We start from the raw sequence: 13,339 nt of genomic DNA, 5'->3' as shown, positions 1-13,339 counted from the left end.
CATGGTTCGCCCGCGCTGGCAACCGACGGTGCCGAAGCAGCCCGAGCCGTCGGTCAACTGGTGCGCGCTCGCATCACGGTGCAGACGTCGGACGCCGGCCCGGCGATCTCGCATGATCCGGCCGGCGAGGGTAGCGACACCTCGGTGCGCCATCAGGAGATCGACGTCCTGGCGTCGTTCTACGGCCCCCGCCAAGCAGTACGCGCAGCAGCTGGTGGACGGCCTCGGCATCCCGCAGAACCTCGAACAGCTCAAGGCCAACGACATGCAGTCGGTCGGTCGCTGAGGGCTCGATCCGCGGCGCGCCGGATCTGCTCAGCGAGCAGTGGGTTCGGCGCTATGACGTCGTGCTGAGCTTCCGCCGCAAGATCACGCGCACCTACGCCGTGCTGAACGTCAAGTCCGCCGGTGTGGAGGTGCAGACGCCCACCACCACGGCGCCAGTCAGCGTCACCCCGTAATTCCCGATTCACCCCTTCGACAAGCCCGCGCGCGCGGGCTTTCTGCATTTGGAGCGGTCCATGCCGAATACTCTGCCGGTCTCGCGGCTTATCAACGTCACGATCAACATGTCGCCGCAGGCGGCCCAGGGCGCGAATCTGAACACGGGCCTCGTGATGGGCGCGTCTTCGGTCATCGACCCGGGCGAGCGGTTCCGGGCCTATGCGTCCGCCGCGGCCGTCGGCACCGACTTCGGTCTGAGTGCGCCGGAATACCAAGCGGCCGCGCTGTACTTCAACCAGACCCCTCAGCCGCAATCGCTGCTGGTGGGCCGCTGGGCGAAGACCGCCACGTCGGCCAAGCTCAAGGGCGGCTTGCTGGCCGCTGCCGCCCAGGCCATGGCGAACTGGACCGTCATCTCGAACGGCGGGTTCAACGTCACGGTCGACGGCACCCTCAAGACCGTCACCGGGCTGGATTTCACCGCGCAGACGAACCTGAACGGCGTGGCGTCCGTGATTTCGACCGCCCTCGGCGCGGCCGCCAGCTGCGTCTGGAACGCGAACTACAGCCGCTTCGAGGTCACCAGCGCGTCGGCCGGCGCGGCACGGCCGCCGGCGGCACCATCACGCTGACGGGCAATCCGGCCGCCAACGACACGGTTACCATCGGTGGCACGGTCGTCACCTTCGTGAGCGCCAACCCGACCGCCAACCAGGTGCTGCTGGGCACGACCGCCGCGCAGACCGCCGCCAACCTGCAGGCCTTCCTGCAGGCGTCCGCCGACGTCAACCTCAGCAAGGCGCGGTACTCGACGACGCTGGGCGTGGTGACGGTCACCTACGGCGCGCTGGGCACCGCCGGAAACAGCTTCACCCTGGCCAAGTCCTCGACGAACATCACCCTGTCCGGCGCGACGCTGTCCGGCGGCGTGAACGCCTCGACGATCACCTACGCCACGTCGCCGGCAGTGGGCACCGACGTCTCGGCGCTGCTGGGCTGACCACCGGCGTCGCGTCGGCGCCGGTCAACGGCGTGGCCGCCGAGCAGCCGGTCGACGCGGTGAACGCCATGGTGACCAACTTCGGCCGCCAGTTCCTGGGCATCACGTTCGCCGACACCACGGTCACCAACACGCAGCATCTGGCGGTGGCCGCCTTCGTGGAGGCCGACCAGGCCCACCTGTATGCGGTGACCTCGCAGGAAGCCGCGGCGGTCGACCCGACGCAGACCTCGGACATCGGCTACCTGCTCAAGCAGCTCGGCTACAAGTACAGCTTCCCGCAGTGGTCGAGCACCAGCCCGTACGCGGCCGCGTCGCTGCTGGGCCGTCTGTTGACCGTGAACTTCAACGGCAACCGGACGACCATCACCCTGATGTACAAGACCGAGCCGGGGGTGGTGGCCGAGTCGCTGAACACGACCAGGCCAACGCCCTGGACGCCAAGAACTACAACTACTACGTCAACTACGACAACAGCACCGCGATCATCCAGAACGGCGTCACGCCGAGCGGGATCTTCATCGACTCGATCTACAACGCGATCTGGTTCCGCAACCGGGTGCAGACCGACCTGTACAACGCGCTGTACACCAGCCCGACGAAGATCCCGCAGACCGATGCTGGCAACCAGGTGCTGGCCACGACCATCGAGTCGTCGTGCGCCGCCGCAGTGAACAACGGCTATCTGGCGGCGGGGGTCTGGAACCAGGCCGGTTTCGGCGCCCTGAACCAGGGCGACACGCTGTCGAAGGGCTACTACGTCTACACGCCGCCGATCTCGTCCCAGTCGACGTCGGACCGCCAGGCCCGCAAGTCCGTCCCGTTCCAGGTCGCAGCCCTGGAAGCCGGCGCGATCCACTCGATCTCGCTGACCGTGAATGTCCAACGCTAAGGTGAACCATGGCCTCGTATAGCTTCAAAGACGTCTCCGCGACGCTCGTCGGCCCGACCGGCGCGATCTCGCTCGGTTACGGGTCCGCCGTCGCCGAGGAGGGCATCGACGTGGCGGCGGCCGGCGACAAGAACACCATGACGGTCGCCGCGGATGGGGAGGGCATGCACAGCCTGCATGCCGACAAGTCCGGCCAGATGACGGTGCGGCTGCTCAAGACCAGCCCGATGAACCAGAAGCTGATGGTCGCTTACGACGCGCAGTCGCTGAGCGCAGCGCTCTGGGGCAAGAACATCATCACGATCTCGAACACCGCGGTGGGCGACCTGCATGTCGCGCGCGAATGCGCCTTCAAGAAGAAGCCCAACATGAAGTACGCCAAGGACGGCGACATCATCGAATGGGTGTTCGACTGCATCAAGATCGACTCGGTGCTTGGCACCTATTGAAAATGGCAAACGAGATCGAACTGAAGGGCGTCCGCTACTCGATCGGGCGCATGGCGGCGATGACGCAATTCCATGTGAGCCGGCGCTTGGCGCCGGTGCTGGCCCCGATCGTCACGGCCTACTTGCAGCTCACCAAGGTCGACGGGCCCTTGAACGAGGCGTTGCCGCAGGTGGTCGCCGACATCCAGCCCGTTCTCGATGTGGTCGCAGCCATGAAGGACGCGGATGTCGAGTACGTGATGAACGCGTGCCTGGCGGTCGTGCAGCGCAACCAGATGAACAACTGGGCACCGGTGTTCGTGCAGGGCGGCGGCGTGATGTTCGACGACATCGAATTGCCGGGGCTGCTGCAGCTCGTCACGAAGGTGCTGGTGGTGAACCTGGGGCCTTTTATGCCAGACCTCGATATGAGCCAGCTGGAGGGTCTGGAGGAGACGCAAGCTGGCTCCGAAGCCTCCCCGGAGAGGAAGACTGGCTCCTGGCTCCAGTCCATGCTGGCCTCTGCCGGTATGAGTCACTGATCGATGGCACGCTCGGCCTCGCCGATGTCGCGCTGATGAACGACTCGCTGCAGGTGGAGGGCTGATAACCAGGCGGAAGCCGAACGACGACAGAGAGTGCAGCATGGCCGATAGCAGCACAATCCGCGAGTTCCTGGTCGGTTGGGATTTCGAATCGACGAGGCCGGCCAGAAGAAGTTCAAGGACGGCGTCGAGGACGCGACCAAGCAGACTGAGAAGCTCGACCAAGGCGAATCAGGAGGCCGGCAAGCCATTCTGCGGTTTCGGCGCGAGCTTCCTGGCCGTCGGGGCGATGGTCCAGTCGCGGCGCCCTGGATTTCGCCGGCAAGCTGGAAGACCTGCACTTCGCTTCCCGCCGTGTTGGCGCCTCGGCCAGCAATCTCCGCGCGATGGCCAATGCCGCCAAGGACGTGGGCGTTTCTGCGAACGAGGCCTGAGCAGCGTGGAAGGGGTGGCGCGCTTCATGCGCAACAACCCGGGGGCGAGTCCTTCATCCAGGGCCTGGGGTACAGACCGGAAGGCGAACGGTGAGCTGCGCGACACCGTCGACATCGTCAACGACCTCGGCAAGGAGCTGGCGAAGCGCCCGCAGTGGCTGGCGCAGAGCTACGGCAGCGAACTCGGCATCAACGAAACCCATCTGCTGGGCATGCGGAACCCCGAGTACTGGAAGGAGTTCGAGAAAGTCGCACGAGAACTTCCAGCGCAGCGGTATCGACAGCCAGTCCGACAAGGCCACGGCCTGATGAAGCAGTGGCGCGACTTCACGGGAACATCGAGGGTACGCTCGGCCCCACCGGGAAGTGGGCGGCTGGTACGGGACTCGGCGTGGTCGGGCAGCGTGCTTGCCTACTTTGCCGCGAAGTCGGCCGTCCAAAGCGCAGTCGGCGCCGCGCTTTGGCGGTTCTGCTGGCACCGGCACCGGTGCTGCGGCGGCTGCGGCCGGCGGCGCGGCCGGAAATGCTGCCGGTGCCGCGGCAAGCGCAGCGGGCGGCACTGCGCCGGTGGGGCGGCCACAAGCGCCGGCGTCCTGAGCCGGGTGCTGCCGTGGTTCGGCCGACTCTTTGGGGGTGCGGGCCTGATGCTCTATAGCCGCCGGCCACCAACGAGGCGAAGCCGAAGAGCTCGCCAAGCGGCGCGACAAGGGCCCCACGATCAGCACTGGTTCGCAGCTGGCGTCATCGGAGTTCGGTCGGCTTATCGCGAAGGGCGAAGGCGACTACAACAGCGTGAACCTGGGCAAGCGCGGAGGGTACCGGGCCGGCACCGCCGACCTGGAGAAATGACCCTGGACGAGGTCATGAAGCCCAGCGTGAGGGCAGATTCAATGCGGCGGGGCGGTATCAGGTCGTGAAGGACCGCTCCTGGAGGCGGCCAGGAAGATGGGGCTGGGCGGTTCCGAGAAGTTCGGGAAGGACGCTGCAGGACCGGCATCTTCGAGTACCTCGTCACGAGCAAACGCAGCGCCATCGGAAACTACCCTCACAGGGAAGGGATCGAGCCTAATGGAGGCCATCGGAGCTGCCGCCAAAGAGTGGGCGAGTGTCGCCAATCCCGCGACCGGCCGCAGTTACTACGACGGGGTCGGCAGCAACAAGTCCTCGATCACCGTCGAGCAGATGGAACGCAGCGCTTTCGAATACGCGTGCCGCTACTCTGTCTGGAAGGGACATCGCGGGCGCGCGAGGTGGGCTGTTGGCGAGAGACGGCGAAACCGCAGACGGTGAATTTGAGCAGAAAGACTGAGATCAAGGTGATCGGGGCGTCTAATCCGGCGCGCGTGGCTACAGAGGTCGCCCAGCGCCCAGGGGGACGTGAACGAGGAACTGTTCCGCAACTTCGAGAGTGCATCGTCATGAGTTTCCTTGACATGTGCTCGTCACCAGCAAGCAGATCGGAAATATCACGATCACGGTATCGATCGAAGAGACGGCCATCGACGAGCTGGAGGTGACGGAACACCCCGTTGCGCGCGGCGCCCGATTACGGATCACGCCTTCCGCCGGCCGGCCGAGCTGATCATGCAGTGCGGTTGTCGAACTCGGACCTGAGAGCGCTGCTCGCCAACACCCAAGTCCAGTTCGCCGCGGGGCGGCGAATGCCGATTACGTCTCCGGCGTCTACAGCCAGCTGTTGGCGCTGCAGCAGTCGCGCAAGCCCTTCGACGTGGTCACCACCAGGCGCGTGTACAACAACATGCTGCTCACGGGGCTGACCACGGTCACGGATGCCAAGACGTTCGCGGTGCTGATCGTCAAGGCTACGCTGCGCGAAGTAACATCGTCGATACCGCGGAGACGACGCTTCCGCCGAGCGAGAACCAGGTCAGCCCGGAGAAGACCGCCGAGATGCCAGAACGCGGGGACAAAGGCGGCGATTCCTGGGAACCCCGGTGCCGGGCGGCGCGGTGCCGTCGACGCAGTGGGGTAGCCCATGAACATCTATGAGGTGCCGCTTTCCCCGACGCCGCAGACATTCCTCATCACGCTGGGCGGCGTGGACTATCGCCTCACGCTGCAATATCGCGCCGTGGGTGATGCTGGCTGGGTGCTGGACATCGCAGACGCGAGCGGCAACCGACTACTGTCAGGGTGCCGCTGACGACGGGGGCGGACTTGCTCGCGCCAGTACCGCTATCTAGGGTTCGCCGGCAGCCTGTGGGTGCAGGGACTGAGAGTCGGACGATGTGCCGACGTTCGATGATCTGGGTGTCGGCAGCCATGTGTTCTGGGTCACCAGTTAGTGCTTCGGCAACACTGGTTCGGCGTTGCATCTGCAATACCCATCATTGGCGCATGCGCATATCCAGGGTGGCCGTGAGGCGGCGCCTTATGCCAGGAGAATCTCTTGCCATCGTTCTTTTTGCAGATGGGGCAAACATCCCCATCCCGCATGAACGCCAGATGTACTGCTTTGAGCCGATGGCCAGGGCATTGGCCTTGTCTCTTTCGAAGGCCGCGATGTGATTTTTCCTAACTTCAGTGGCAAAGCGCTGCTGTGCGACTTCGCGTTCTTCTGGGCTCATGCCCTTTGTTCGGGGGCGCTGCACCCTCTTGAGAGCGACGGGAGGGGGTGGTTCGACGGTGCGTTCGCGTTGTCTTCTACTGCGCGCCCGGTGGAGCAGCGCGAGCAGTATGGCCGCAGCCAGAGGGACGACGATCCAATTGCTCAGTAGCGTCATGGCGATCGTGAGGAAAGCTTAGATCAGGCTGCTTGGTTCCATGCGGTTCGGAGGGGTCAGTCCTCTTCGTCGTCGTCTGTAGCGCCTCGGCCGATCCGTATGGAAATCAGGCCTGGCGGGTAGCGGTCCATCAACTCAGAAATGAGCTCGCCGGTGCGAATGTCCTTGACGTTGGGGGGATGCCTCTGCCGTCTGCGTTGCCCCGAACGACCGCTCAAGGCGGTTGACGATCTCCGACGTGAGAGAGCGGCCCGCGTCTCGCGACGCCTGTTCGAGGCGGTCCTTGAGATCGGCCGGCATGCGGAGATTTACTTGGGGGTCACTTCTAGCCATGTGCAGAGAATAATGCATCACGGTGCTTGACATCAATGAAGCACGGTACTACATTGGCATCAATGAAGCACGGTGCTTCAAATAGCGGAGAAGGTGATGAAGGGATCGCGAGACTTGGCGTCGTCGCCGGTGCGACTGCCGGTTGATCTGAAGAACTGGCTCAAGCACAAGGCTATCGACAATGGGCGCTCGTTCAACAGCGAAGTGGTCATGCGGCTGCAGGAGAGCCGTCAGCGCGAAGAGGCGGCGAAGAACGCAGCCTGAAATGGAAAACGCCCCAGCAGTTGCAGCTGCTGAGGCGTCGGATTTGAAGTGACCCTCGGAAAAGGAACACATCGAAATGGATCTTAGCACGCAAGACCGGGAATGCAATCCCGACGCCAAGGGGAGGGTGCAGTTCGCCAGCGACGTCCTCTCAGAGGAAAGCCGATTCATGAAGGCGATCTTCGCCGCGATCTCGGAGCTGGCACCGCGCCCCGATATGACGAAGACGGTCGTTGAACTGGCCAACTGCGGCCAGTGGATCTCCGACAACCTGAACTGCAAACGTTGACTACTGGACTGACCAGGTCATCAGCAAGATGCGCGGGGTGGCAGCATGAGAACGATCCCTGTCGACTTTGCGCGGGACTTCCCTGTCTGGCAGAACAGGCCCCACTGGTTCAATGCCTCGGCGATCGAGGTCCTTCTGCCGCCGAGTAGTCTGCCGGAACAGAAGAATGGCAACCGGGCCGAGCGTCGTGCCGCCACGAAGGGAGCTCGGTGATGGAACTCCTCAAGCTCAAGATCGTGGGCACCTCGCCCCTGATGATGCACAGCGACCGCCTGGCGAACCCGCTGCTGCCGGAGACGAAGGCGCACAAGGCGCTGACCGCCAAGCGCAAGAAGACCGACGAGGACCACGTCGCCATTGCGCGGTCCGAGTTCCTGGCTGGGCTGTACTGGAGCGAGCGCGACGGCGTGTTCGTCCCGGGGCAGAACTTCGACGCGACGTTCCTCGCTGGCGCCAAGCTGCAGAAGCTCGGCACGCACTGGAAGCGCGGCGCGGTCGTGCTGACGGACAAGGCGAAGCTGTTGTATGACGGCCCGAGCGAGCCGGAGGCGATCTGGTGCGATCCTCGCTTCGTCGACTGCCGCGGTGTGAAGGTGGGCACCGCCAAGGTGATGCGGTACAGGCCGTTCTTCATCGAGTGGGCTTGCGAACTGGAACTGGCCTTCAACCCGGACGTGCTGAACGAGGAGGAGGTGCGCAAGGCAATCGCCGACGCAGGCGCGTTGATCGGCGTCTGCGAGTACCGGCCCCGATTTGGGCGGTTCAGCGTTCGTTACGCGTGAGGGTGATCATGAGCGAAATCACTCTCTATCCGGTGTGGCGCCAGGCCGTGAAGGACTTCATCGACGCGGGCATTTCCGATGGCGACATCCTGCCGCATTCCTGGCTGGAAGAGCGCTTCGGGATGAAGGCGCTGGACGATGACGACGTGCTGACGCCGGCGGCGTTCCAGGATCGCCAGTTCGCATGGCTGCGCAACCTCGAAGCCTTCCGGGCGCAGTTGCTGGAGAAGCATCAGATCTTCCTGCAGAGCGTGCACGGGCGCGGCTATCGCGTGGTGCCGGCGCGCGAGCAGACGGCGGCCGCACAGGAGAAGTTCGAACGCGAGGCCACCAAGGCTTTCCGCCGGGCGGCCACCACGCTCAAGAATGTTCGGTTGGATGAGCTGTCCGACACCGAGCGGAAAGAGAACACCGACGCGATCGCGAAGCTGTCCATGCTGCGCGGGATGCAGCGCGGGGCGTTGGAGTAGGGCTGGCTTAGGCTAGGCACGGCCCGGCGGGGCCTGGTAAGACATGGGCTGTCAACAGCGGGGTGCGCCTTCGACGAGGGCGCACTTCGATGGTGAAAGCCATCTAAGGCTCGACACGGTTTGGTAAGGTCCGGCAGGCCCCGGAACGGCAACGCAAGACTTGGTCGGGTATGGCGTGGGCTGCGAATGCAGCGGGTAGGCGGTTCTCTGAGCCGTCCTCCCGGTGCGCTTGCGCATCATATGGCACCGGCGTGGCGCGGCAAGCTTTGGTTAGGTCCGGCCTGCCTCGGCCCGGTTCGGCGCGGTGCGGTATGGGCAGTACGGCGGCTCCCTTCGGGGAGCCGTTTTCATAGGGGACTCGAATGACGCAGCAGTACCTCCGCAAGGCTTCCCTCATCATCGGCGAGGACGGCGGCAAGGCCATCGACCTGTCGTCGCTGCGCTTCCAGTTCGACATCCGGCGGGGGGACATGCAGACCCCGAACTCAGCCCGCATCCGCGTCTACAACGTGGCGCCGGAGACAGCCAACCGCGTGCGCGATGAGTTCACGCGCGTGGTGGTGCAGGCTGGCTACGAGGGAAACTACGGGATCGTATTCGACGGAACATTGATTCAAGCCCGGTACGGCCGCGAGAATGTCACCGACAGCTGCTTGCATCTCACGTGCGCTGATGGAGACCGGCCGTACAATTTCAGCGTCGTGAGCGCAACGCTTGCGGCGGGCTCCACGACCGATGACCACGTCAATGTGTGCCTCAGGTCGATGGAAAACTATGGCGTCGGAACAGGCTACATCGCGCCTGCGGTTGGCAAGCCGCTGCCGCGCGGCAAGGTGATGTTCGGGATGGCCAAGGACTTCCTGCGGCTGGCGGCCAAGACGACGTCGAGCGTCTGGTCGATTCAGGACGGGAAGCTGAACATGTACCCGGAGACGGCCTACATTCCGGGCGCGATCCCGAAGATTACCCCCAGCAGCGGCCTGGTCGGTTTCCCCGAGCAGACGCGTAACGGAGTGTCGTTCCGCATGCTGCTAAACCCCAGCATCAAGATCGGCCAGATCATTGAACTCGACAACTCGACTATCCAGCAGTACGAGTACGGCCTGTCGCGGGCCGAGCAGGTGGACAACGCGCGCATTCAGCAGCAGAACGGGCTGCAGGGCGCCGGCTTTTACTATGTGATGCGGGCCGATCACGTCGGTGACACCCGCGGCAATGCATGGCACACCGAAGTGCTGTGCATCGCAGCGGATGGGACGGCGATACCGACCTTTCAACTTGAAAATAGCTCGACAATGGGTGTAACCGCGCCCGTCCCGAACGCGATCAAATCGTGGGTCTAGCGCTTCTTGCGCGCGTTGGCGGAGAGCGCTGTGATCGTTGCCGAGCCGTCTTCCCGCACATCGGCTTTGTGCAGGGCTTCAAGGGGGGCTGTGAATGATTCGGCATGCGGCACGACGGTGAACAGCATGTTTTCGATGGTCATCCCCCAGCAGCCAACCTCGTTGGGGCCGTCCTTGCCCCGATAGAACATGAAGCGCCGCATGTCCTTGGCATTGACCAAGGGCAGATCGCACTTTCGCTTCAGATAAAAGATCCCTTTGCTTTCCAGGCGCGTCTGTTGCCCTACGGCGGACTCGCCGCTGGGCGTGATCAAGGCCTCCTCGGCCAAAACCGGCAGCGCGACCAGCGCGGCCACAGCGAACGCAAGCTTCCTCATTCAGACCTCACCATGGATAGACGACAACGATCGGACGATCAGGAGACCGCCATGCGGGCGGCCTTCGACGGGCTGCGAAGCGGTCTCTGGACGGCGATGCCCGGCATCATCCAGTCCTTCGAGGCTTCCGCCGACCGGCCGCCAACCGCGACCGTGCAGCCGGCCATCAAGATCCCGATCCGTGGCGCCGACGGCACGATCACCAGCGTGGCACTGCCGCTGCTAGTGGATTGCCCGGTGCAATTCCCATCAGGTGGGAATTGTACGCTCACGTTCCCGGTGGCCCCGGGCGACGAGGCACTGGTCGTTTTCAGTAGTCGGTGCATCGACGCCTGGTGGCAGTCGGGCGGTATTCAGGAACAAGCCGAGCTGCGCATGCACGACCTGTCGGACGGGTTCGTGCTGCTGGGCTTCCGGTCGAAGCCGCGCGCGCTCGCCAGCGTGAGCACCAGCACCACCCAGCTGCGCAGCGACGACGGCGCCACCTACGTGGACCTGGACCCGGCCGGGCAGGTCGTGAAGGTCAAGGCGCCGGGCGGCATGGTGCTCGACACGCCGACCGTGACGGTCACGGGGGTGATGACGGTGGAGAACGCCGAGGGCGCGCCGACTGCCTTTTCGATTAGCGGCAAGACGCAGTTCACGGGCCAGGTCTGGGCGAACGGCCGGCGTATCGACGAGACGCACGAGCACACGGGCGTACAGCACGGCACCGACACATCCGGCCCGGTGGCCTAGGAGTCCGCATGCGATACCGGAAACTCGACGCCGACGGCGACTACGTCTTCGGCAACCAGCAGGCGGACTTCTACGTGAACAGCCCCGACGCGGTCGCCCAAGCAGTCGTGACGCGCCTGCGGCTGTGGCAGGGCGAATGGTTCCTGGACACAACCGCCGGCACACCTTGGAACCAGGTGCTGGGCAAGTACGCCGGCGGCACGTATGACGCCACGATCCGGCAGCGCGTTCTCGGCACGCAGGGCGTGCAGGCGATCACGGATTACTCGAGCACGGTGGACAGCGAGGCGCGCACGCTGACCGTCTCGGTCACGATCAATACCATCTACGGCACCACCCCGGTGCAGGTGACGCTCTAATGACCATCACGACGACCGCGCCGACGATCGACGAAAGCGGCATCACGGCGCCGACCTACGCCGACGTGCTTGGCTACCTCAAGTCGAAGTACCAGGGCATCTATGGACAAGACACCTACCTGGAGGAGGACAGCCAGGATGGACAGATGCTGGCGGTGTTCGCCTCGTGCATCAACGACGCGAACTCGGCCGCGATCTCTACCTACAACGGTTTCTCGCCGGCCACGGCGCAGGGCGCGAACCTGTCCAGCGTAGTCAAGATCAACGGCCTGCGGCGCAATACGCCGAGCAACTCGACGGTCGACCAGATCATCGTCGGCGTGGCGGGCACCGTGATCACCAATGGCGTGACGCAAGACGCCAATGGCAACAAGTGGGCGCTGCCGACGGCGGTAACGATCCCGCCGAGCGGCACCATCACCGTGACGGCGACCTGCCAGACGGCCGGCGCGGTGCAGGCTGGGGTCGGCGCGGTCAACCAGATCGCGACGCCGACACTGGGTTGGCAGTCGGTCACCAACGCGAGTGCCGCCCAAGCCGGCGAGCCAGTCGAAGCCGATTCCCAGCTGAAGGCGCGACAGGCCACGTCGACGGCGCTGCCGTCGCGGACGGTCCTGGAGGGGACGGTCGGGGCGGTGTGGGCGGTGCCAGGCGTGACCCGCATGACGCCCTATGAGAACGACACGAGCGTCGTCGATGCCAATGGCATTCCCGCCAACAAGATCTACCTGGTGGTGGAGGGCGGCGACGCCACGGCAATCGCCCAGGCCATCGCCGCCAAGAAGGGGCCTGGCTGTGGCACCTACGGTACGACGACCATCTACGTGACGGATGCCTACGGCATCGCCCACCCGATCAGCTTCTACCGGCCGACGTACGACGCCATCACCTGCGCGATCACGTTGAAGGCGCTGGCCGGCTACACGTCGACCGTCGGCGCGGCGATCCAGGCCGCGGTGGCCGCATACATCAACTCGGTGGTGATCGGCGGCGCGCCAAGTGGCTTCGTTGAATGGGATTCCGCTCTGGCGGCCGCGAAGACCGTGGCTGGCAGCAGCACGTTCCGCATCACGTCGCTGACGCTGAGCGGGCCCGGCGGCGTCGGCGCGCCGGACGTGCCGCTGGCCTTCAACCACGCCGGCCAGGCGACACCTGCGAGCGTGACGATCACGGCGACATGACATGGCACAGGCATCCGACTACACCGCGCTGATCACCACGCAGCACGCGGACAAGCCGAAGTTCATGGCCATGGTGGCCGTGGTCGCGCAGTGCTTTTCCGACCAGATCAATGTCATGCAGTCAATCCCGGCGGCGTTCGACCTGGACAATGCCGTCGGGGTGCAGCTCGACGCCGTCGGCCTGTGGGCCGGCATCAGGCGGCAGGTCCGGACGCCGCTGAACGTCTACTTCTCGCTCGACACCGTCGGGCTCGGTTTCGACCAGGGAAATTGGCAGGGGCCGTTCGATCCCAGCACCGGCCTGACGTCGCTCGACGACGGGACGTACAGGACGCTGATCCGCGCCAAGATCGCGGCGAATAGCTGGGACGGAACGGTGCCCGGCGCCGCTGGCGCCTACGCGAACCTGTTCGCTGGGTCGGCCAGCAACATCTTCATCCAGGACAACCAGGACATGACGATGACGGTGGGTGTGTCGGGGGAGATCCCGAGCGCGCTGCTGCGCGCACTGTTCTCCGGCGGCTACCTACCGCTCAAGCCGGAAGGGGTGCTTGCCAACTACGTCGTGCCGTCCGCCAACAATACGCCGCTCTTCGGGTTCGACGTTTCCAACCAGTACATCGCCGGCATGGACGCCGGCTCGTGGGCGGTCCCCGCCTGACCTCACTGCTGCCACACAAGCCGCCTTCGGGCGGCTATTTCTTTTCCGGAACCCT

At 64.7% G+C, this 13,339-nt stretch carries 16 protein-coding genes and 3 pseudogenes; 16 read left to right on the top strand and 3 right to left on the bottom strand.

Annotation, left to right across the window (positions count from 1 at the left end; translation table 11 throughout):
* Position 1: 1 nt before the first annotated feature.
* The 8 genes and pseudogenes from BKK79_RS42445 to BKK79_RS36135 form a co-directional block, all read left to right on the top strand.
* Positions 2–461: pseudogene (locus BKK79_RS42445) on the top strand (phage neck terminator protein); the annotation flags it as partial.
* 60 nt (positions 462–521) lie between these two features.
* Positions 522–2,336 (top strand): annotated as a pseudogene (locus BKK79_RS42440) (DUF3383 domain-containing protein).
* Positions 2,337–2,344: 8 nt separating this feature from the next.
* Complete coding sequence (locus tag BKK79_RS36155; protein ID WP_071040219.1) at positions 2,345–2,785, top strand: phage structural protein; 441 nt, start codon at positions 2,345–2,347, stop codon at positions 2,783–2,785.
* 2 nt (positions 2,786–2,787) lie between these two features.
* Positions 2,788–3,306: a phage tail assembly chaperone gene (locus BKK79_RS40860; RefSeq protein WP_071040218.1), complete on the top strand. Its 519-nt coding sequence runs from the start codon at positions 2,788–2,790 to the stop codon at positions 3,304–3,306.
* Positions 3,264–3,371 (top strand): DUF6889 family protein, encoded by a 108-nt coding sequence (locus BKK79_RS42435; protein WP_442873313.1) that lies wholly within the window; start codon positions 3,264–3,266, stop codon positions 3,369–3,371. The genes BKK79_RS40860 and BKK79_RS42435 overlap by 43 nt, the downstream gene beginning before the upstream one ends.
* A 1,807-nt stretch (positions 3,372–5,178) precedes the next feature.
* On the top strand, positions 5,179–5,325 hold the full coding sequence (locus BKK79_RS41810) for a hypothetical protein (RefSeq protein ID WP_232346410.1): 147 nt from the start codon (positions 5,179–5,181) through the stop codon (positions 5,323–5,325).
* 114 nt (positions 5,326–5,439) lie between these two features.
* Entirely contained in the window at positions 5,440–5,736 is a 297-nt protein-coding gene (locus tag BKK79_RS42185) for a phage baseplate protein (RefSeq protein WP_335582928.1), read from the top strand.
* A 3-nt stretch (positions 5,737–5,739) separates the two neighbouring features.
* Positions 5,740–6,049, top strand: a pseudogene (locus BKK79_RS36135) (phage baseplate plug family protein).
* 42 nt (positions 6,050–6,091) lie between these two features.
* Here BKK79_RS36135 and BKK79_RS40855 read toward each other — a convergent pair.
* Together BKK79_RS40855 and BKK79_RS42430 are read right to left on the bottom strand one after the other, a co-directional pair.
* A complete protein-coding gene (locus tag BKK79_RS40855) occupies positions 6,092–6,331 on the bottom strand; it encodes a hypothetical protein (protein ID WP_157128613.1) in 240 nt (79 codons plus the stop codon).
* Between the two features lie 291 nt (positions 6,332–6,622).
* Entirely contained in the window at positions 6,623–6,820 is a 198-nt protein-coding gene (locus BKK79_RS42430; protein ID WP_084085720.1) for an Arc family DNA-binding protein, read from the bottom strand.
* Between the two features lie 96 nt (positions 6,821–6,916).
* Between BKK79_RS42430 and BKK79_RS39690 the strand changes: the two genes are divergently transcribed.
* From BKK79_RS39690 to BKK79_RS36120, 4 genes are all read left to right on the top strand, one after another.
* Entirely contained in the window at positions 6,917–7,084 is a 168-nt protein-coding gene (locus tag BKK79_RS39690; RefSeq protein ID WP_084085590.1) for an Arc family DNA-binding protein, read from the top strand.
* Between the two features lie 501 nt (positions 7,085–7,585).
* On the top strand, positions 7,586–8,155 hold the full coding sequence (locus BKK79_RS36130) for a hypothetical protein (RefSeq protein WP_071040213.1): 570 nt from the start codon (positions 7,586–7,588) through the stop codon (positions 8,153–8,155).
* 47 nt (positions 8,156–8,202) lie between these two features.
* Positions 8,203–8,625, top strand: a complete 423-nt coding sequence (locus BKK79_RS36125) for a hypothetical protein (RefSeq protein ID WP_198173376.1) — start codon at positions 8,203–8,205, stop codon at positions 8,623–8,625.
* 362 nt (positions 8,626–8,987) lie between these two features.
* Positions 8,988–9,968 carry a phage protein gene (locus tag BKK79_RS36120; protein ID WP_071040212.1) on the top strand — a complete coding sequence of 327 codons (981 nt, stop codon included), beginning with the start codon at positions 8,988–8,990 and terminating at the stop codon, positions 9,966–9,968.
* Here the strand turns inward: BKK79_RS36120 and BKK79_RS36115 are convergent.
* The gene (locus BKK79_RS36115) at positions 9,965–10,345 is read right to left on the bottom strand and encodes a hypothetical protein (RefSeq protein ID WP_071040211.1); all 381 of its coding nucleotides are present in this window, start codon (positions 10,343–10,345) and stop codon (positions 9,965–9,967) included. The genes BKK79_RS36120 and BKK79_RS36115 overlap by 4 nt on opposite strands.
* A gap of 12 nt (positions 10,346–10,357) precedes the next feature.
* On the opposite strand from BKK79_RS36115, the gene BKK79_RS36110 reads away from it, so the two are divergent.
* Genes BKK79_RS36110 through BKK79_RS36095 form a run of 4 tightly spaced genes read left to right on the top strand, consistent with a single transcriptional unit; the run spans position 10,358 to position 13,284 of the window.
* Entirely contained in the window at positions 10,358–11,083 is a 726-nt protein-coding gene (locus BKK79_RS36110) for a Gp138 family membrane-puncturing spike protein (protein ID WP_071040210.1), read from the top strand.
* Positions 11,084–11,091: 8 nt separating this feature from the next.
* Entirely contained in the window at positions 11,092–11,442 is a 351-nt protein-coding gene (locus BKK79_RS36105) for a hypothetical protein (protein ID WP_071040209.1), read from the top strand.
* A complete protein-coding gene (locus BKK79_RS36100) occupies positions 11,442–12,623 on the top strand; it encodes a baseplate J/gp47 family protein (protein ID WP_071040208.1) in 1,182 nt (393 codons plus the stop codon). The genes BKK79_RS36105 and BKK79_RS36100 overlap by 1 nt, the downstream gene beginning before the upstream one ends.
* A 1-nt stretch (position 12,624) precedes the next feature.
* On the top strand, positions 12,625–13,284 hold the full coding sequence (locus BKK79_RS36095; RefSeq protein ID WP_071040207.1) for a DUF2612 domain-containing protein: 660 nt from the start codon (positions 12,625–12,627) through the stop codon (positions 13,282–13,284).
* Positions 13,285–13,339 lie beyond the last annotated feature (55 nt).

This window comes from Cupriavidus sp. USMAA2-4, assembly GCF_001854305.1.
Classification (GTDB): domain Bacteria; phylum Pseudomonadota; class Gammaproteobacteria; order Burkholderiales; family Burkholderiaceae; genus Cupriavidus; species Cupriavidus malaysiensis.
The sequence above is the reverse complement of the archived record's forward strand: the minus strand, read 5'-3'. Positions and strand labels throughout refer to the sequence as shown.

Coding starts and splice junctions, on each gene's coding strand:
- BKK79_RS36100 (WP_071040208.1), top strand. CDS start 11,442: ATGACCATCACGACGACCGCGCCGACGATCGACGAAAGCGGCATCACG.
- BKK79_RS36115 (WP_071040211.1), bottom strand. CDS start 10,345: ATGAGGAAGCTTGCGTTCGCTGTGGCCGCGCTGGTCGCGCTGCCGGTT.
- BKK79_RS36105 (WP_071040209.1), top strand. CDS start 11,092: ATGCGATACCGGAAACTCGACGCCGACGGCGACTACGTCTTCGGCAAC.
- BKK79_RS40860 (WP_071040218.1), top strand. CDS start 2,788: ATGGCAAACGAGATCGAACTGAAGGGCGTCCGCTACTCGATCGGGCGC.
- BKK79_RS36130 (WP_071040213.1), top strand. CDS start 7,586: ATGGAACTCCTCAAGCTCAAGATCGTGGGCACCTCGCCCCTGATGATG.
- BKK79_RS42430 (WP_084085720.1), bottom strand. CDS start 6,820: ATGGCTAGAAGTGACCCCCAAGTAAATCTCCGCATGCCGGCCGATCTC.
- BKK79_RS39690 (WP_084085590.1), top strand. CDS start 6,917: ATGAAGGGATCGCGAGACTTGGCGTCGTCGCCGGTGCGACTGCCGGTT.
- BKK79_RS36120 (WP_071040212.1), top strand. CDS start 8,988: ATGACGCAGCAGTACCTCCGCAAGGCTTCCCTCATCATCGGCGAGGAC.
- BKK79_RS36155 (WP_071040219.1), top strand. CDS start 2,345: ATGGCCTCGTATAGCTTCAAAGACGTCTCCGCGACGCTCGTCGGCCCG.
- BKK79_RS36110 (WP_071040210.1), top strand. CDS start 10,358: ATGGATAGACGACAACGATCGGACGATCAGGAGACCGCCATGCGGGCG.
- BKK79_RS40855 (WP_157128613.1), bottom strand. CDS start 6,331: ATGAGCCCAGAAGAACGCGAAGTCGCACAGCAGCGCTTTGCCACTGAA.
- BKK79_RS36095 (WP_071040207.1), top strand. CDS start 12,625: ATGGCACAGGCATCCGACTACACCGCGCTGATCACCACGCAGCACGCG.